We start from the raw sequence: 17,906 nt of genomic DNA on the forward strand, positions 1-17,906 counted from the left end.
GCGACGATGGGCCCCGGACCGCGTCGCCGTGGCCGCCCCACCGGGTGCCCCGACGGGTCCGTCTTTCGCCGACGTTGTCGAGATCACGCCAGGAGCCTGTGATGGACGCCGTTCCCGCCACCCCCGACCCCCGCAACGAACCGATCCGCGACTACGCGCCGGGCAGCGCCGAGCGGGCCGACCTGAGCCGCCGGCTCACCGAGTTGTCGGCCGACCGGATCGAGCTGCCGATGACGATCGGCGGCCGGCAGCGGATGGCGGCGGGCGCGCCGATCGAGGTGGTGATGCCGCACCGGCACCGGCACGTTCTCGGGGTGACCGGTAACGCCGAGCCGGCCGACGCCGAAGCCGCGGTGGCAGCGGCGAAGCAGGCCGCACCGGGCTGGCGCAACCTGCCGTACGCCGAACGGGCCGCGGTCTTCCTGCGCGCCGCCGACCTGCTGGCCGGCCCGTGGCGGGACACGGTGAACGCGGCCACCATGCTCGGTCAGTCCAAGACCGCCTACCAGGCGGAGATCGACTCGGCCTGCGAGCTGATCGACTTCCTACGGTTCAACGTGCACTTCGGTCAACAGGTGCTGGCCGAGCAGCCCCGATCCGCACCCGGGGTGTGGAACCGGTTCGACCACCGACCGTTGGAGGGCTTCGTCTACGCGATCACCCCGTTCAACTTCACCGCGATCGCCGGCAACCTGCCGTCCGCGCCGGCGCTGATGGGCAACACGGTGGTCTGGAAGCCGTCCCCGACGCAGCAGTTCGCCGCCCACTTCACCATGCGGCTGTTCGAGGCCGCCGGGCTGCCGCCGGGGGTGATCAACCTGGTCACCGGGGACGGGCTGGCGGTGTCCGAGGTGGCGCTGGCCGACCGGGACCTGGCCGGCATCCACTTCACCGGCTCCACCCGGGTGTTCCAGCAGCTGTGGCGGACCGTCGGGGAGAACATCGGCCGGTACCGCTCGTACCCCCGGCTGGTCGGCGAGACCGGCGGCAAGGACTTCATCGTGGCGCATCCCAGCGCCGACCCGGCAGCGCTGCACACCGCCCTGGTCCGGGGCGCATACGAGTACCAGGGACAGAAGTGCTCGGCGGCGTCCCGGGCGTACCTGCCGAAGTCGCTGTGGACGGCCGGGCTGCGGGACCGACTGGTCGCGACGGTCGAGTCACTGCCCTACGGCGACGTGACCGACTTCACCAACTTCGGCGGCGCGGTGATCGACGACCGGGCGTTCGCCCGGCACGCGGCCGTGCTGGACCGGGTCCGCAACGACCCGTCGTGTCAGGTGCTGGCCGGTGGCACGGTCGACGACAGCGTCGGCTGGTTCGTCCGGCCCACCCTGTTGACCTGCACCGATCCCGGGCATGAGGTGTTCAGCACCGAGTACTTCGGCCCGATCCTGGCCGTGTCGGTCTATGACGACGACCAGTTCTGGGACGTGGTGGCCCAGGCCGAGGAGATCGCTCCGTACGCGTTGACCGGGTCGGTCTTCGCGACCGACCGGCGGGTGATCGACCGGGCCGGCGCCATGCTGCGGTACGCGGCCGGCAACTTCTACGTCAACGACAAGCCGACCGGGGCGGTCGTCGGGCAGCAGCCGTTCGGCGGCGCCCGGGGCAGCGGCACCAACGACAAGGCCGGGTCGAAGCACAACCTGCTGCGCTGGACGTCGCCGCGCACGGTCAAGGAGACGTTCGTGCCGCCGGTCGACCACCGCTACCCGCACATGGGCTGAGCCGGGCGGGCCGGCCCGGTCACAGCAGCGTCTCCAGCTCGGACACGTCGTACCACTCCAGCTCATGGTCCTCGGCACCGTCCACGACGAACTGGGCGTCGGGGTCACCGACGGCGGCCTGCGACACGGCGGCCACCGCCGCCGCTACATCGTCGACCGCCTCGTCGCCGTCGACGTGCACCGCGGCGACCGAGGCGAAGGCGATCGGGCCGGCCAGCGTCACGGTGCTGGAGCCGAGCTCGGCGACCGACCGTTTCAGCGCGTCCGCCGGCAGGTCGACGGCGATCACCACCCGCCGGCGCGGGGCGGCCGCATCGTCGCGCAGGTGGCGCAGTGACTCCTGGGCGGCGCGGGTGAACGCGACGTACTCCAGCTCCTCTTCGTCACCTTCGACGTACCACTCCCGCAGTGCGGGGGTCACCGTGTGCGCGACGTCGGCGGCGAGTTGGCCGGTGTCGCGGAGCCCGGCGAGCGCCGGCAGGGTGGCCGGGACGTAGACCCGGAGCAGGTTGTCGGACACGCTCGCCCCCCACAGATGTCGTCGCTGATGCAATGTACGCCGCCGAGCGGCCCTGCGGGGCCACGGTGGCACACTGAACCGACCGACGTAGACGAGCCGGGAGTCACCGTGGAGCCGAGGTTCCTGCAGTTGTCCGACGTCGCCGCCGAACTCAACGTATCCGACTCGCAGGTCTATCACATGGTTCGCAGTGGCGAGTTGCCCGCGATCAAGATCGGCGGACGCGGACAGTGGCGGGTGGAACGCGCCCAGCTGGAGAAGTACATCCAGCGCAAGTACGCCGAGACGGCGCAGTGGGTGCAGAGCAACCCGCTGATCGAGCGCGAGCCGGAGTAGTCCGGCGCCTACTGGTTGTCCGAACACCGTCATCGACAGACGTTGACGGACGGCGTCATGCTGGCTTCAAATTGGTCTGCCGAAGGCAAACGAAGGCAAACGCAAGATCAACAGGAGCTCGGATGACTGTCGCGACCCGGATCCGACGTCCCCCCGTCCGACTGCGACCCGCCCCACCGCTGGACCCGCCGTTCACCGACGAGCCGGCTCAGTTCGACATGCGTCCCGGTCCCGGCGTACAGCTGGCGCTCGACCTGGCCGGGGCGGCACCCGGCGCGGTGGTCGCCGACCGGTCCGCGACCACCGTCGGCCGACCGGCCAACGGGTCGGCCGGTGGCCACGGAGGGCTGCCGCCGGGCGCGCTCGCCGGCGCGTCACCGGAGGCCCGCCGGGCCGCGCACCGGTTCCTGGCCGCGAGCCTGGAGATCATCAACGGGTTCCGCCCGGCCGGCCACATCCGCCGGCTCGCCGACCCGGCACAGGCGCTCGCGGTCGGCGCGCAGCTGGCCGTCGCCGTCGACCGGGCCCGGAGACCGGACGAACCGGGCCGGGCCCGACGCGGGCCGGCATCGCCGCATCCGACGCCGATCGTCCGCGGTGGGCGGCGCCCCGTCGAGCTGCTCCGGGTCCGTCAGCTGCGGATCTGCGAGCCGGTCAGCGGCGTCGCGGAGGCCGTCGCGGTGCTCGGCACCGACGAACGCAGCTGGGCGCTCGCCTTCCGGCTGGAACGCCGGCCAACCGGCTGGTTGAGCACCACGGTCGACGTCGTGTGACCGGGCAACCCGCCGGGATCAGGTACCGCCGGGATCAGGCTCCGGGAGCGCCGTGGCAGCGCTTGTACTTCTTGCCAGACCCGCACGGGCAGGGCGCGTTGCGTGACGGCCCGTTGCTGCTGACGGCCTGGCCGGGGGCGGCTCGGCGGCCGGCGGCCGCCGGCACCGGCGGACCGGCCGCCGGTCGGCTGGCGGCGGGCGGGCGGCCCTGCCCCGCACGCTGGCCTTGGCCCTGACCGCCCTGGCCCGCACGCCCGGCCGGTGGGCCGCCGACGCCCAACGCCGGTGCCTGCTGCACCTGCACCCCGCTGTCGGCACCGTCGATGGTGGGCGAGACGTACTGCAGGCCCTGCGGACGCGGTGCCGCGCCAAGGCCCTTGGCACTCACCTGGACTCCGGCGCCACCATCGGGCACCGGAATCCGGGGTCCGGGCCGCTCCCCCGCCGGCGCGCCGGCACCGTCAGCCGGGGCCCCCGGCTGCTGCACCTGCACCTCGACGTTGAACAGGAAGCCGACCGTCTCCTCCTTGATGCCGTCCATCATGGTGGCGAACATCGCGTAGCCCTCACGCTGGTACTCGACCAGCGGGTCACGCTGGGCGTAGGCCCGCAGGCTGATGCCCTCCTTGAGGTAGTCCATCTCGTAGAGGTGCTCGCGCCACTTGCGGTCGATCACCTGCAGCAGGACCATCCGCTCCAGCTGCCGCAACGCGTCGGTGCCGAGCTCCTCCTCACGGCGCTGGTACGCCGCGTGGGCGTCCTCCAGTACCTGCGCCCGGAGGAAGTCGGCGTCCACCGCGCTGCGTTCGCCGCCGGCCTCCTCGATCAGCTCGTCGACGGTGATCCCCACCGGGTAGAGCTGCTTGAGGCTGGACCAGAGCTGGTCGAAGTCCCAGTCCTCGGCGTAGCCCTCGACCGTCGCCCCGTCGACGTACGCGCCGACCACGTCGTCGATCATCTTGGTGACCTGGTCGTGCAGGTCCTCGCCGTTGAGCACCCGCAGCCGCTCGGCGTAGATCACCTGGCGCTGCTTGTTGAGCACCTCGTCGTACTTGAGGACGTTCTTACGGGTCTCGGCGTTCTGGCCCTCGATCTGCGCCTGGGCGTTCTTGATCTGCCGGGTCACCATCTTGGACTCGATCGGCACGTCCTCGGGGATGTTGAAGCGCTCCATCACCGCTTCGACCGCCCCGGCCCGGAACCGCCGCATCAGCTCGTCCTGCAGCGACAGGTAGAACCGGGACTCACCCGGGTCGCCCTGCCGGCCGGAGCGACCGCGCAGCTGGTTGTCGATCCGGCGGGACTCGTGCCGCTCGGTGCCGAGCACGTAGAGGCCGCCGACCGCGGAGACCTCCTCGGCCTCGGCGGCGCAGGCCTGCTTGACCTGCGGCATGATGTCTTCCAGCGCCTTGTCGTACTCCTCGGCGTGCTCGACCGGGTCGAGCCCACGCTGGCGCAGCTGGGCCGCGGCGAGGTAGTCCGGGTTGCCGCCGAGCAGAATGTCCGTGCCGCGGCCGGCCATGTTGGTCGCCACGGTGACCGCGCCCTTACGGCCGGCCTGCGCGATGATCTCGGCTTCCTTGGCGTGGAACTTCGCGTTGAGCACCGCGTGCGGGATGCCCCGGCGACGCAGCAGCTGGGAGAGGATCTCCGAGTTCTCCACCGACACCGTGCCGACCAGCACCGGCTGGCCCACCGCGTGCCGCTCGGCGATGTCCTCGACGGCGGCGTTGAACTTGGCCTTCTCCGTCTTGTAGATGACGTCCGCCCGGTCCATCCGGACCATCTCCCGGTGGGTCGGGATGGTCACCACGCCGACGTCGTAGACCTTGTTGAACTCGCCGGCCTCGGTCTGCGCCGTACCGGTCATCCCGGCCAGCTTGCTGTAGAGCCGGAAGTAGTTCTGCAGGGTGATGGTGGCGAGGGTCTGGTTCTCCTGCTTGATCTCGACGCCTTCCTTGGCCTCGATCGCCTGGTGCATGCCCTCGTTGTAGCGGCGGCCGTGCAGGATCCGGCCGGTGAACTCGTCGACGATCAGGACCTCGCCGTCGTTGACGATGTAGTCCTTGTCCCGCTTGTAGAGCTCCTTGGCCTTGATGGCGTTGTTCAGGTAGCCGACCAACGGGGTGTTCACCGACTCGTACAGGTTGTCGATGCCCAGTCGGTCCTCGACCTTGGCGACGCCCCGTTCGGTCACCGCGACGGTGCGCTTGGCGTAGTCGATCTCGTAGTCGCCCTCGCCGTCCTTGCCGACCTGCATCCGCTTGACCACGGCGGCGAACTCGCCGTACCAGCGGGCGGAATGCTCGGCCGGACCGGAGATGATCAGCGGTGTCCGCGCCTCGTCGATCAGGATCGAGTCGACCTCGTCGACGATGGCGAAGTTGTGCCCGCGCTGCACCAGGTCGTCCTTTGACCAGGCCATGTTGTCGCGCAGGTAGTCGAAGCCGAACTCGTTGTTGGTGCCGTAGGTGATGTCCGCCTGGTACGCGGCCCGGTGGTCGGCCGAGGGCCGGTTGGGCAGGATCACGCCGACGGTGAGCCCGAGGAACTCGTGCACCCGGCCCATCCAGGCGGCGTCCCGCTCGGCCAGGTAGTCGTTGACGGTTACGATGTGCACGCCTTTGCCGGACAACGCGTTGAGGTACGCCGGTAGTACCGAGGTGAGCGTCTTGCCCTCACCGGTCTTCATCTCGGCGATGTTGCCGAAGTGCAGCGCCGCGCCGCCCATGATCTGCACGTCGTAGTGCCGCTGGCCGAGCACCCGGGCGGCGGCCTCCCGGGCGGTGGCGAACGCCTCTGGGAGGAGGTCGTCGAGGGACTCGCCGTCGGCGTACCGCTGACGGTACTGGTCGGTCAGCTCCCGCAGCTCCGCGTCGGTGAGGTCGACGTAGTCGTCCTCGATCGAGTTGACGGCCGTGGCGACCGCCTTGAGCCGACGCAACATGCGGCCCTCGCCGGCGCGGAGGACCTTCTCAAGAATCGACACGGATCAACGCTCCCCTAGACGGTGTGCCCCACCATCGTAGGCGCATCAATCGGTACGGCGGCAGTCGCAGCCCGCATCCAGCACCGGATATTCCGACATAACGGACCACGTCGACGTGGTACGCCCGGCATATGCGTTATGCACTGCGCGAAAGCTGCGTCAGGATGGGCCGGTGGAACCCGTCGAACTCACCGAGGGCGGCGTCCGGCTTCGGATGTTTCTGCCCGACGACGCCCCTGCGGTCGCCGAGGCCTGCGGCGATCCGACCACCCAGCGGTTCATCCCCGACCTGCCCCGGCCATACACGGTCGCCGACGCACTGCACTGGATCACCAAGGGGTCCACCGCCGCCTGGGCCGGCGGCGGCGCAGCCTGGGCGATCGCCGACCCGGGCAGCGACGAGCTGCTCGGCTGCGTCGGGCTCAGCCGGGCGGTACCCGAGCGGGCCCAGATCGAGGTCGGCTACTGGATCACGCCCCGGGCCCGGGGCAAAGGAGCGGCCACCGCGGCCGCCATCGCCGCCACCGGCCACGCGGTGCGCTCCGGGTTCGGCCGGGTCGAGTTGCTCACCGACGCGGCCAACGCGGTCAGCCAGCGGGTGGCGCTGGCCGCCGGCTTCAGCTACGAGGGGGTACGCCGAGGCGCCGCCAGCCAGCCCGGCCGACTGCCAACCGTCGACCGGCAGGACCTGATGGTCTGGACCCGACTGGCCGGCGACCCACCGGGACCGACCCCACGCACCCTGCCGGACCTGCCCGGCGACGGGTTGACCGACGGGGTGGTCCGGCTGCGCCCGCTCGGCCCGGCCGACGCCGACTTCGCGTACCACCTGGAGTCGCTGCCCGACGTCGCCGCGACCTCGGTCCCACCGGTGGTGCCGACCCGCGCCCTGATCGAGGCGCAGTGCGCCAAGGCACCGGGGAGGTGGCTGGCCGGCCAGCGAATCGACGTGGTCGTCTGCGACGCGGCCAGCGGTACGCCGGCCGGGCGGATCGGGCTCAGCTATCTGAGTCCGGAACTCGGCGAGGCGATGATCGGCTATTCGCTGCTGCCCCAGTGGCGCGGGCGCGGCTACACCGCTCGGGCGGTACGGCTGCTCGCCCGGTGGATCTTCGCCAACACGGCCGTCGCCCGGTTGGCCGCCGGTGCGCTGCCTAGCAACGTCGCGTCCCAGCGGGTACTGAAGCGGGCCGGCTTTCAGCGCGAAGGGCAGAACCGGGCCCAGTTGCCCGGCGCGGACGCCAGCCGCCACGACAGTGTCCAGTACTCGCTGCTACCGGCCGACCTCGACAAAGCGTGAGCCGCGCAGGCCGGTCGGATACCATCGACGGCCGCCCGTTTGGCGGCGACGGCCAACGGTATCCGACCGGTCGACCACGAATTGTCAAAATGGTGGTCGATTAGGCGGTGACGGTCGGTTCAGCCAGCGCGATGACACCGTAGTCGTAGCCTTTGCGGCGGTAGACCACGCTCGGCCGGCCGGACTCCTTGTCCAGGAAAAGATAGAAGTCGTGCCCGACCAGTTCCATCTGGAACAACGCGTCGTCGACCGTCATCGGATCGCCCGGGTGCTCCTTCTCCCGGACGATGTGCCAGGGCTGGTCGTCGTACTCGTCGGCAACGTCTTCGTACCCATCGTCGGTGAAATCCTGCGCGGTGCGGTCGAGTACCGCGACCGATGTCGCCGGCTCCTCGGTCGGCTGGGACGGCGGCAACGGGGCGAATCCGTTCAGCCCGGCGGTCGGCAGCCCGGAGGTCGCCTCGGCCACCGAGACCGGCGCGTGCCGGCCGCGGTGTACCCGGCGCCGGTCGGCGGCGCGGCGCAGCCGGGTGTCCAACTTACTGATGGCGGCGTCGAGGGCGCTGTAGAAATCCTTGGCGCACGCTTCCGCCCGGATCACCGGCCCGCGCGAGACACAGGTGAGTTCGACCCGCTGGCAGTGGTCCGACTGACGGGGATTGCGCTCGTGAAACAACTCGACGTCGACGCGCATCAGCTTGTGGTCGTACCGTTCGACCTTGGCCAACTTCTCGGCTACATGGGCCCGGTAGTGGTCGGGGACCTCTACGTTACGGCCTTTCACCACGATGTCCACGCGTGACCTCCCTGGAACGATCTCAACGATCGGTGTCGCTGCGAAAGAATTCGGGACCGGTCAGCGAACCAAGAGTGGTCGGCGTCAACCGGCCGGGTAGCGGAATACACCTCCCTCCGGGACACCTCAGGTGGTTATTCAACCACCGGCCATACCCCTGATGTGCCTACGCTAACTCGCCGACGGCGGCGCGTCATCAGTTCGGCAGAGACCGGTGCACGAAGATTCCCAGATTATGAACAAACCCTGACAAAGGACGCTAGACAGTGACTACCGCAGGTAACGGCGTCGCGTCGCTGCGAGCACCACGGCGGCGTACACCGGCAGTCCCTGCGCGACAAGGAGCCGGTGCACAGCGGCCAGCGTCGCACCGGTGGTGACGATGTCGTCCACCACGATCACCCGCAGTCGCGGATCCACCCGCAGCGAGATGTCAAGTCCGAACCGCCGGGGTCGAAACGCCGTCCGGGCGGACGCCAGCCGCGCCGCGCTGTCCAACCCGGCCGAGTCCGGACGGGTCCGGGCCCGCAGCGGCCGCGCCACCGCGACCCGCCGGCCGTCGACCCGCAACCGGGCCGCCGCGTACCGGGTCAGCCGGGCGAGATGATCACCGTGCCGGGCCCGCGCCGCCGCAGCGGTGCTCGGCACCGGGACCAGCAGCACCGGCCGGTCCCCACCGGTGCCGACCGCGGCGGCGACCGCGTCGCCGAGCAGCCGGCCCAGTGGCCGACCCAGCCCGTGCCGGCCCCGCTCCTTGTACGCCAGCAGCAGCTCCCGCAGTACCCCGGCGTACTCGCCCAACGCCACGCAGGGTGGCAGGTCGGGCGGGGCCGGCTCGGGGCGTACCGGCCGGGGGCGCAGCCGCTGCACCTCGTCGGCGCACCGGCCGCACACGCCGAACCGCAGCCGGCCGGCGGTGCGGCGGCAACCGGCGCACTCCGCCGGCAGCACCAGGTCGGCCAGTGCCGACCAGATGTCGCCCACCACCACCGCAGGTCAGTCAGTACAGGAAGAACGGGGCGGTCGGATTGGTAACCGGGTTCTCCGGCTCCTCGGTCTCGCCCGGCTCCACCCCTTCGATCTCCTCCGGCCGGATCTGCTCGCTCGGCTCGAACAGGTCGTACGGCACACCGTTGGCGACGTACATCCGGGCACCGACCGTGCCGCCGCTGACCGGGTTCGCCGGATAGCCGGCCAGGTGGGTCACGCTCGCCCCGCCGAGGTCCCGCAGCGAACTGGTCTCGATCGCGCCGTCCACCGTCACGTCGTACAGGCTGACCCGCCCGTCTGGGTTCGTGCCGGCCGCCACCAGCAGCGTCTCGGCCACCCAGTCGACCTGGGTGAGGTCGGACAGCGAGGTCGGCACCCGACGGGGTGGCAGCACCTCGACCTTGCCGCCCCGGTTCAGCGCGGCCACGTACAGCCGACCGTCGACCACCAGCGCGATCCGGTGACCGTCCGGGGCCGCACCGACCGACTGCACCTCGCCCGTCACCCCGGGCAGCGTGATCTGCTCGACCGCACCGCTGCCGACCCGGAACGAGTACAGCCCGCCGTCCGCGACGACGAGTCCCACGTCACCTGGTGCCTTGAGCCAGACCGGCCGGCCGATGTCGTCGAAGGTCCGGGTGCTGGCGTCGAAGCTGGTGCCCGCCCCGGTCGCCGCGCCGACGATCAGCCGCTCGGCGCCGCCGTCGGCCACCGCGAGGGCCGCGTACGTGCCGCCACCGACCTGGGTGAAGCCGGCGGTGACCACGTTCTGGTTGACCTCCTCGGTGAGCACCGGGATCGGCTCGCCGGAGCGCGCCGAGCTGCGCAATCGGTGCACCCGGCCCTGGTAGACGGTGAACCGTTCGGGCGTCTCGGGCAGCGCCTGAGTGCCGTTCATCGCCAGCAGGTCGGCACCCGGGTACACCTTCGGAGTCTGCCCCTGGATGGTCAACTCCAGGTCGTTGTCGAACTCCGGCCACAGCGACCACATCAGCTGGGCGGCCAATCGGTCGAGTTCGCGGTCGTCGGCGAACGGAGTCGCGTCGGCGATCAACGTGACCTTAAGCCGGTCTCCGGTGTCGGGCACGTTGCCACCCGAGCGGATGCCGCTCGGCAGCGCCTGCACCGCCGAGGCGAGCCAGTTCGACGGCCCGCTGATCAGCATCTCCAGCAGAACGGTGCGCTGACGCTCCAACGGCACCGCCACCGGCAGGTAACGCAGATCCGGCACCAGCGCCCGTTGGCTGGTGTCCCAGAAGTAGATGGTGCGCTGCAGGTAAAACGTGTTCAACGCGTCCACGCTGAGCAGCAGCGCCGCCGGCGGGTTGAGGACGAACTTGCCCGTCTCACCGGCCACCGACCCGACCTGGAAGGTGTACTCGGTGAACTCCGGCTCCTGGGCGGGCAGCGGCTCCAACGCGCCGTTCGGCCGCAGCAGGCCGAGCTGCTGGACGTCGAGCGCCACCTCCTCCACCCCGGCCTCGGCCCGAGTGATCTGCGGACGTTCACGCAGTCGAACCACGGTCAGCGCGACCTCGGGATTGGGGTCGCGAATGTCCGCACGGTCCTGCGGCGCGACGTACTCGCGTACCTGTTCCACTGCCCGTTCCGCCTCCACGGCGGCGGCCTGCAGGAAGTTGACGACGAACGCCTCGGTGTTGTTGCGTTCGTCGAGCCGCGAGGCCGGCGTCTGGGCACCGCTGCCACCGGTCGGCAGGCCGGGTGCCGGACCCTGCCCGTCGACCCGCACCTCAGTGTTCTCCGGAATGCCGCACCCGGCGGCCAGTACCCCGGCGAGCACCGACAGCAGCGCCAGTCGACGCCACCGGCGGATCACGGTGCCGCTCCGGTCGCGGCCACGCCGTCACTGGCCCGGCCGCCGGAGCCGGTGCTCTGCTCCGGGAGGACCACCATCCTGCCGACCGGTTCGGCGGCCGAGGGTGCGGGCTGCGTCGGCGCCCGCCACGGCTCGTCCGGATCGGCACCGCCCGACCCGCCGGGCGGCGGCCGGCGGTCCCCCGGTACCAGCCGCAGCGGTGACGAGGTGAGCCGGTCACCGGCCCGGGCCGGCAGGGTGAGCCGGAACTGGGCACCCTCACCGGGCGCACCCCACGCTTCGAGCCAGCCGCCATGCAGCCGGGCGTCCTCCACGCTGATCGACAGGCCGAGACCGGTCCCACCGGTCTGCCGGGCACGGGACGGATCCGCCCGCCAGAAGCGGTTGAACACCAACTTGTCCTCCCCGGCCCGCAGGCCGACCCCATGATCGCGTACGGTCACCGCGACCGCCGCGTCGTCGACGCCGAGAGTGACCACCACCGGCCGGCCCTCGCCGTGCTCGACGGCGTTGCCGACCAGGTTGCGCAGCACCCGCTCGACCCGCCGGGGATCCACCTCGGCGATAACCGGCGTCGGGGGCAGTCGCAGCTCGATCCGCACGCCGAGCCGTGCGGCCAGCCCGTCGAGCCGGTCGGCGACCCGGCGGACCACCGGCACCAGGTCGGTCGGCTCGGAGTCCAGCACCGCGAACCCGGCGTCGAACCGGCTGATCTCCAGCAGGTCGGTGAGCAGGCTCTCGAACCGGTCCAGCTCGGTCTGCAACAGCTCGGCGCTGCGGGCCGCCGCCGGGTCGAAGCCGTCCCGCTCGGCGAAGAGCAGATCGGCGGCCATCCGTACGGTGGTCAGTGGGGTGCGCAGCTCGTGCGACACGTCGGAGGTGAACCGACGCTGCAGCCGGGACATCTCCTCCAGCCGGGTGATCTGCCGCTGCAGGTTGGTCGCCATCTGGTTGAACGAGGCGGCCAGCATGGCCAGGTCGTCCTCGCCGTCGACCACCATCCGTTGGTCCAGCAGCCCGGCGGAGAGTCGCTGCGCGGTGCGCGCGGCTACCCGTACCGGTGTGACGACCAGCCTGGTGACCAGCGCGGCCAGCAGGCCGAGCAGCATCACCAGGGCCAGTCCGGTGATGAGCACGGTCGCCCGGATCTGGTTGGCGGCCTGATCCTGGGTGGTCAGCGGCACCAGGTAGTAGAGCTCGACCTGACCGAACTTGGTCGGCACCGGGGAGCCGTAGACCAGATACTTGAGCCGCCCCTCGCCGAGGTCACCGGTGCGGATCTGATGCGCCTGGGCACCGGAGCCGACGTGCCGGGCCAGCTCGTCGCTGATCATGCCGGACGCGTCCACCGCCGGCGATGTCGCCGACTGGATCAGTGGATAGCCGCTCGCCGCCATCACCACGACCACCCCACCCACCTGGTCGGGGTCGCCCCCGGCCAGGTTGCTGACGGTCAGCTCGAAGGTCACCCGGACCTGCGGGTCGAAGTACTGCGGATGCACGCTCATCTGCTCGGCGGCGTAGTCCCGCCCGTGGGTCAGCCGCCGCTGCACGTCCTCCCGGGCCCGGTCCAGCAGAATGTTGGTGCTCTGCGACGCCACCATGTACGCGAACCCGCCGACCAGCAGACCGGACGCGACCAGCGTGATGGTCACCACCCGCAGCTGCAGGGACCTGCGCCACATCCGCTGGGCGCCGCTGGTCACCGGCCGGGTCCGGGCCAGCAGCAGCTCCCGTGCCGGGCGCAGTGCGCCACTGACACGGGAAATCAGGTCGGACACGGTGCGGGATCGGCCAGCCACAGTACCGACCAGGCTAGCCGGTGCCCGCCTTGTAGCCCACGCCCCGAACGGTGAGGATGATTTCGGGTCGCTCCGGATCCGGCTCGATCTTGGCGCGCAACCGCTGCACGTGCACGTTCACCAGCCGGGTGTCGGCCGCGTGCCGGTAACCCCAGACCTGCTCCAGTAGCACCTCACGGGTGAACACCTGGCGCGGCTTACGGGCCAGCGCGACCAGCAGGTCGAACTCCAACGGTGTCAGCTTCACCTCCGCACCGTCGCGGCTGACGGTGTGCGCCGGCACGTCGATGGTGATCTGGTTCCCCGGTGGCCCGATGGTGAGCAGTTCGGGCGCGACGTCCTCGCCCCGGCGCAGCCGGGCCCGCATCCGGGCGACCAGCTCCTTGGGCTTGAACGGCTTCACCACGTAGTCGTCGGCGCCGGACTCCAGGCCGAGCACGACGTCGACGGTGTCGCTCTTGGCGGTGAGCATGACGATCGGGATGCCCGATTCGGAGCGGATCGCCCGGCAGACGTCGATCCCGCTCATCCCGGGCAGCATCAGGTCGAGCAGGACGATGTCCGGCCGATTGTCCCGGAAAGCGGCGAGCGCCCGCTCACCGTCGGCAACGAACGACGGCAGGAAGCCCTCGCTGCGCAGCACGATACCCATCATCTCCGCCAGGGCGGGATCGTCATCGACAACCAGCACGCGGGCTCTCATGTGACCAATATTCCATCCCGGTTCCATCGGCGGGGCACCGCCACCGGCCGGACCGGTCACAGCACTGCGGCACGGTCATGACATCCCCGCCCGGTCACGACATTCCGGACATCGCGCCGCCCTACAGCGGCTGACGGCGATCCGCGTGCCACGATGGTAGGCCAGCGTCCCGTCCGAACCATCGGCCACCTCGTCACCAGGAGTCCGCGTGGATCACGCCGGCCTGCCCGACGTGCTGCCGCTGCGCCCGCTCACCACGGGCGAATTGCTGGACGCAGCCGTTGGTCTGCTCCGCGGCCACGCACCCGTCCTGTTGACCGTCGGCGCCGTACTCGCTCTCGGTGAGCAACTGCTGCTGCTCCCACTGCGCGAGGCGGCCGGAACCACCGCCCCCGGATACCTGCCGAGCTGGAACCGGCTCGGCCTCTACTGGCTGCTGCTCGCCGCCGGGGCGGCCCTCGAAGCGACGGCGATCGCCATGCTCGGCGGCCTCACCTCGCGGGCGGCCGGAGGGGCGCTGTCCGGTCGGCACATCACCGGGGCCCGGCTGCTCGACCCGCGCGGCGGCCGGTTCGCCGCGGTCGTGCTGGTCGCCTGGGCGGCCGGGACCATCATGTTCGCCGCCGCGCTCGCCGGACCGGTCTGGTTCATCGGGTACGCGGTCCTCGGGCTGGCGGTCCCGGCCGTGGTGCTGGACCGGGTGCCGGTCTGGCAGTCGCTGGCCCGGTCCGCCGCGCTCACCACCCGCGCCGGGCTGCGCGCCGGGCTGATCCGCGTCCTGGGCTACCTGATCTGGTTCGTCATCCGCGCCGGCCTGGCGATCGGCGCGGTGAACCTGGTCGACCGGGACGCGGCGTGGCTCGCCGTCGCGACCGTCGCCGGCTGGACACTTCTCAACGCGGTCGGCTACCCGGCACTCGCCTGCCTGGACGCCGTCCTGCACGTGGAGACGCGGATGCGCACCGAAGGACTGGACATCCGCCTACGGCGGGCGTCGATCCCGACGGCCGCCTCCCGGGCCGCAGCGTCGGTGAGACCGGACGCCGGTTTACCGGTGGCCGGCAGGTGATCACGACCGTGAGCCGCTGGTGGACCGAGTTCGTCGCCGCCGTCGGCGACGTCGTCCCGCTGCCCCTTGCCACAGTGCTGCTGATGGCCGGCGCCGCGTTGGCCGCCCTCGGATGGTTCCACTGGCCCCGCTGGTGGCCACGGCGCCGGCCCGGTCCATGGGGCTGGCCGGCACCACCCGGCCTGCCCCGCTGGCTGGCCGCGCTCGATCCACGCCGCTGGCGCCGCCGGCGGGCGGCGGCCGCCGACGGCCGCCCCGGTGGTTCGCCGGTGCCGCCGCCCCGGTCGACCGACGTTCCGGCCGCACTCGCCGACCGGTACGCCGACCAGGGCCGGTACGCCGAGGCAATCCGGGAACGGCTGCGCGCGATGGTCGTGGAGATCGCCGACCACGGGGTGCTCACCGACCGCCCCAGCTGGACCGTCACCGAACTCGCCGATGTGGCCGGGCGGGCCGAGCCGGCCGCCCACCCCGTGCTGACCGAGGCCGGCGGCATCTTCAGCGACGTGTGGTACGGCGAACAGCCGGCACTGCCCGGCCACGACCGGCGGATGCGCGAACTCGCCGGCCAGCTGCGTCACGCACTCGACCAGGACCGTCGGCCCGCCGGCCAGCGACCGGGCCGGCGACGGTGACCCGGCCCGGTGCTCGCCGCCAAGGGCTGCCACGGCGGCGGCGGTGGCTGCGGATCGCGATCCCGTTCACGGTGGTCGGCGTCCTGCTCGTCGGCACCGCCGTGGCGTACCAGCTGACCCACCCGGACCCGACCCGGCCCGGCTTCCTCTCCCCGACCAACCACGGCCCGGACGGCGGCAGCGACCTCGCCGCCGCGTTGCGCGACGACGGCATCACCGTCCACTCCGTTGACGGGACCGTCGACGCGATCCGCGCCGCGCTGACCGGACCCACCACGCTGTTCGTTCCCGCACCCACCCTGGTTCATCGGGACTACCTGCAGGCGCTCGGTCGGATGCCGGCCGGGACCCGGGTGCTGCTGGTCGACCCGCCGGCCCGGCTGCTACGTGGCGAGCCGCTGCCGGTCGAGCGCCGCACCCGGCGCTGGGCGGCCCAGGTCGACGATCCGGACCACGACGACCGGCGGTGCGCACTGCCCGAGGTGGCCGACACCGGACCGGCGGCGGCCGTACGGCAGCGTTACGCTGCCCCGCCCGGAATCGACCCGGACCGGTTCGACCTGTGCTTCGATGCCGGCCTGGCCCGGCTCGACTGGGGGCAGGCCGAGCTGGTGGTGGTCGGGGCGAGCGACCCGTTCCGCAACGACCGGTTCGACGAGCACCGCAACGCTCGGTTCGCCGCCCAACTGCTCGGCACCCGTGCGCAGGTGGTCTGGCTCGACCTCGCCCGCCCGGACACCCCACCGGAACCCGGGGAGCCGGTGCAGCAGCCGTCGATCCACCTCGGCGAGGACGACCCCGGCGCCGGCCCGCAGGTCAGCGCCCAGCCGACCGGGCAACCACACGGACCGGTGGCCAGCGAGGTCCGGCCACCGCAGGACACCCTGCTGGACGCTTTTCCGCCGTGGTTCTGGGCGTTGCTCGCCCAGCTGGCCGTCGCCGCCCTGGTACTGGTGCTGTGGCGGGCCCGCCGGTTCGGTCCACCGGTGTCCGAGGCGCTGCCGGTGACGGTTCCGGTTGCCGAGACGATGCTGGGCCGAGGGCAGCTCTACCGGCGGTCCCGGGAACGGGCCCCCACCACGGGTATCCTGCGTACCGCCGCACTGGCCCGGCTTGTCCCGATGCTGGATCTGCCGGATCAACCTCAACCGGCGGACGTCGTGGCGGCGGTCGCCGACCGGACCGGGGCGTCCGCCGAGCAGATCGACGCGTTGCTGTACGGGCCGCCGCCCACCACCGACGGCGACCTGCTGCACCTGGCCCGGCGGCTGGCCGCCCTGCCCACCGAGGTCGCCGATCCGGCCAACCGCATCAACCCGGCAAATGAAGCGGAACGGACACCGTCCGGCGGGCCGGTGGCTCCGGCACCCCGGTCCCCATCCGCGATCGAAGGAGAACCCTGGTGACCCGACCCAGCGTGACCGCCGACATCGACGCCGACCTCGCCGGCCACGACGCCGCCCGCGACGCGCTGCGCCGGCTGCGAGCCGAGGTCGCCAAGGCCGTGGTCGGGCAGGACGCCGTGGTCACCGGTCTGGTCATCGCGCTGCTCTGCCGCGGGCACGTGCTGCTGGAAGGCGTCCCCGGCGTCGCCAAGACCCTGCTGGTACGCGCGTTCGCCGCAGCGCTGGATCTGGACGCCAAGCGGGTGCAGTTCACCCCGGACCTGATGCCGGGCGACGTCACCGGGTCACTCATCTTCGATCCACGAAGTGCCGCGTTCACCTTCCGGGAAGGCCCGGTCTTCACCAACCTGCTACTCGCCGACGAAATCAACCGGACACCACCGAAGACGCAGTCGGCCCTGCTCGAGGTGATGGAGGAGCATCAGGTCTCGGTGGAAGGGGTCCGCCGGCCGCTGCCGGCACCGTTCATCGTGGCCGCCACCCAGAACCCGATCGAGTACGAGGGCACCTACCCGTTGCCGGAGGCACAACTCGACCGATTCCTGCTCAAGTTGTCCGTACCGCTGCCCACCCGGAACGAGGAACTGGGCGTGCTGCGGGCCCACCACGCTGGCTTCGATCCGGCGGACCTGGCCGCCGCCGGGGTGCGCCCGGTCGCCGGGGCGGCCGACCTGGCCGCAGCCCGCCGGGCAATCGGGCAGGTACGGGTCAGCGAAGAGGTGTTCGGCTACATCGTGGACCTGTGCCGGGCCACCCGGACGGCTCCCGCGCTGGCGCTCGGTGCCTCACCGCGGGGCACCACCGCGCTGCTCAACACAGCCAAGGCGTGGGGGTGGCTGGCCGGCCGCGACTACGTCACACCGGACGATGTGAAGGCGGTCACCCGGGCCACCCTGCGGCACCGGATCCGGCTCCGGCCGGAGGCGGAGTTGGAGGGGGTCACCGAGGACGCCGTACTCGAATCGGTGCTCGGCGCCGTCCCGACGCCACGGTGACCGGGCCTGACGGCGCGGTGACCGG

General features: G+C 71.6%; 15 protein-coding genes. 8 read left to right on the forward strand and 7 right to left on the reverse strand.

All coding sequences use genetic code 11. From position 1 onward, the window contains the following. The first annotated feature begins 101 nt into the window (after window positions 1-101). A complete protein-coding gene (pruA, locus tag ACFHW1_RS20510; protein ID WP_416556100.1) occupies window positions 102-1,730 on the forward strand; it encodes an L-glutamate gamma-semialdehyde dehydrogenase in 1,629 nt (542 codons plus the stop codon). A 19-nt stretch (window positions 1,731-1,749) separates the two neighbouring features. On the opposite strand, the gene ACFHW1_RS20515 is transcribed toward pruA, so the two are convergent. Continuing rightward, window positions 1,750-2,250, reverse strand: a complete 501-nt coding sequence (locus ACFHW1_RS20515; RefSeq protein WP_416556099.1) for a DUF6912 family protein — start codon at window positions 2,248-2,250, stop codon at window positions 1,750-1,752. 108 nt (window positions 2,251-2,358) lie between these two features. On the opposite strand from ACFHW1_RS20515, the gene ACFHW1_RS20520 reads away from it, so the two are divergent. Together ACFHW1_RS20520 and ACFHW1_RS20525 are read left to right on the forward strand one after the other, a co-directional pair. After that, a complete protein-coding gene (locus ACFHW1_RS20520; protein ID WP_416556098.1) occupies window positions 2,359-2,586 on the forward strand; it encodes a helix-turn-helix transcriptional regulator in 228 nt (75 codons plus the stop codon). 122 nt (window positions 2,587-2,708) lie between these two features. Beyond that, window positions 2,709-3,359 (forward strand): Rv3235 family protein, encoded by a 651-nt coding sequence (locus tag ACFHW1_RS20525; RefSeq protein ID WP_416556097.1) that lies wholly within the window; start codon window positions 2,709-2,711, stop codon window positions 3,357-3,359. 34 nt (window positions 3,360-3,393) lie between these two features. Here ACFHW1_RS20525 and secA read toward each other — a convergent pair whose 3' ends face one another. Then, window positions 3,394-6,348: a preprotein translocase subunit SecA gene (gene secA, locus ACFHW1_RS20530; RefSeq protein WP_416556096.1), complete on the reverse strand. Its 2,955-nt coding sequence runs from the start codon at window positions 6,346-6,348 to the stop codon at window positions 3,394-3,396. A 172-nt stretch (window positions 6,349-6,520) separates the two neighbouring features. On the opposite strand from secA, the gene ACFHW1_RS20535 reads away from it, so the two are divergent. Then, window positions 6,521-7,648, forward strand: coding sequence for a GNAT family N-acetyltransferase (locus ACFHW1_RS20535; protein WP_416556095.1), 1,128 nt, complete (start codon window positions 6,521-6,523; stop codon window positions 7,646-7,648). Window positions 7,649-7,748: 100 nt separating this feature from the next. Here the strand turns inward: ACFHW1_RS20535 and hpf are convergent, their stop codons facing one another. From hpf to mtrA, 5 genes are all read right to left on the reverse strand, one after another. Next, entirely contained in the window at window positions 7,749-8,444 is a 696-nt protein-coding gene (hpf, locus tag ACFHW1_RS20540) for a ribosome hibernation-promoting factor, HPF/YfiA family (RefSeq protein WP_416556094.1), read from the reverse strand. Window positions 8,445-8,714: 270 nt separating this feature from the next. Further along, a complete protein-coding gene (locus tag ACFHW1_RS20545; protein ID WP_416556093.1) occupies window positions 8,715-9,431 on the reverse strand; it encodes a ComF family protein in 717 nt (238 codons plus the stop codon). 13 nt (window positions 9,432-9,444) lie between these two features. Further along, complete coding sequence (locus ACFHW1_RS20550) at window positions 9,445-11,271, reverse strand: LpqB family beta-propeller domain-containing protein (RefSeq protein ID WP_416556092.1); 1,827 nt, start codon at window positions 11,269-11,271, stop codon at window positions 9,445-9,447. Then, window positions 11,268-12,956 (reverse strand): MtrAB system histidine kinase MtrB, encoded by a 1,689-nt coding sequence (gene mtrB / locus ACFHW1_RS20555; protein ID WP_416615948.1) that lies wholly within the window; start codon window positions 12,954-12,956, stop codon window positions 11,268-11,270. The genes ACFHW1_RS20550 and mtrB overlap by 4 nt, the downstream gene beginning before the upstream one ends. 130 nt (window positions 12,957-13,086) lie before the next feature. Continuing rightward, a complete protein-coding gene (mtrA, locus tag ACFHW1_RS20560) occupies window positions 13,087-13,776 on the reverse strand; it encodes an MtrAB system response regulator MtrA (protein ID WP_281551702.1) in 690 nt (229 codons plus the stop codon). A 208-nt stretch (window positions 13,777-13,984) separates the two neighbouring features. Here mtrA and ACFHW1_RS20565 point away from each other — a divergent pair, with 208 nt between their 5' ends. Genes ACFHW1_RS20565 through ACFHW1_RS20580 form a run of 4 tightly spaced genes read left to right on the forward strand, consistent with a single transcriptional unit; the run spans window position 13,985 to window position 17,881 of the window. Then, the gene (locus ACFHW1_RS20565) at window positions 13,985-14,845 is read left to right on the forward strand and encodes a hypothetical protein (protein ID WP_416615937.1); all 861 of its coding nucleotides are present in this window, start codon (window positions 13,985-13,987) and stop codon (window positions 14,843-14,845) included. Further along, entirely contained in the window at window positions 14,842-15,480 is a 639-nt protein-coding gene (locus ACFHW1_RS20570; protein WP_416556090.1) for a DUF4129 domain-containing protein, read from the forward strand. The genes ACFHW1_RS20565 and ACFHW1_RS20570 overlap by 4 nt, the downstream gene beginning before the upstream one ends. Then, on the forward strand, window positions 15,477-16,886 hold the full coding sequence (locus ACFHW1_RS20575) for a DUF4350 domain-containing protein (RefSeq protein WP_416556089.1): 1,410 nt from the start codon (window positions 15,477-15,479) through the stop codon (window positions 16,884-16,886). The genes ACFHW1_RS20570 and ACFHW1_RS20575 overlap by 4 nt, the downstream gene beginning before the upstream one ends. After that, window positions 16,880-17,881: an AAA family ATPase gene (locus ACFHW1_RS20580; protein ID WP_416556115.1), complete on the forward strand. Its 1,002-nt coding sequence runs from the start codon at window positions 16,880-16,882 to the stop codon at window positions 17,879-17,881. Before ACFHW1_RS20575 ends, ACFHW1_RS20580 begins: the two co-directional genes overlap by 7 nt. The last annotated feature ends 25 nt before the right edge of the window (window positions 17,882-17,906 follow it).

This window comes from Micromonospora sp. LOL_014, assembly GCF_048060245.1.
GTDB lineage: Bacteria > Actinomycetota > Actinomycetes > Mycobacteriales > Micromonosporaceae > Micromonospora_E.

Excerpts from the sequence above, each read along its gene's own strand:
- pruA (WP_416556100.1), top strand. The coding sequence starts at position 102 with ATGGACGCCGTTCCCGCCACCCCCGACCCCCGCAACGAACCGATCCGC.
- ACFHW1_RS20525 (WP_416556097.1), top strand. The coding sequence starts at position 2,709 with ATGACTGTCGCGACCCGGATCCGACGTCCCCCCGTCCGACTGCGACCC.
- mtrB (WP_416615948.1), bottom strand. The coding sequence starts at position 12,956 with ATGTGGCGCAGGTCCCTGCAGCTGCGGGTGGTGACCATCACGCTGGTC.
- mtrA (WP_281551702.1), bottom strand. The coding sequence starts at position 13,776 with ATGAGAGCCCGCGTGCTGGTTGTCGATGACGATCCCGCCCTGGCGGAG.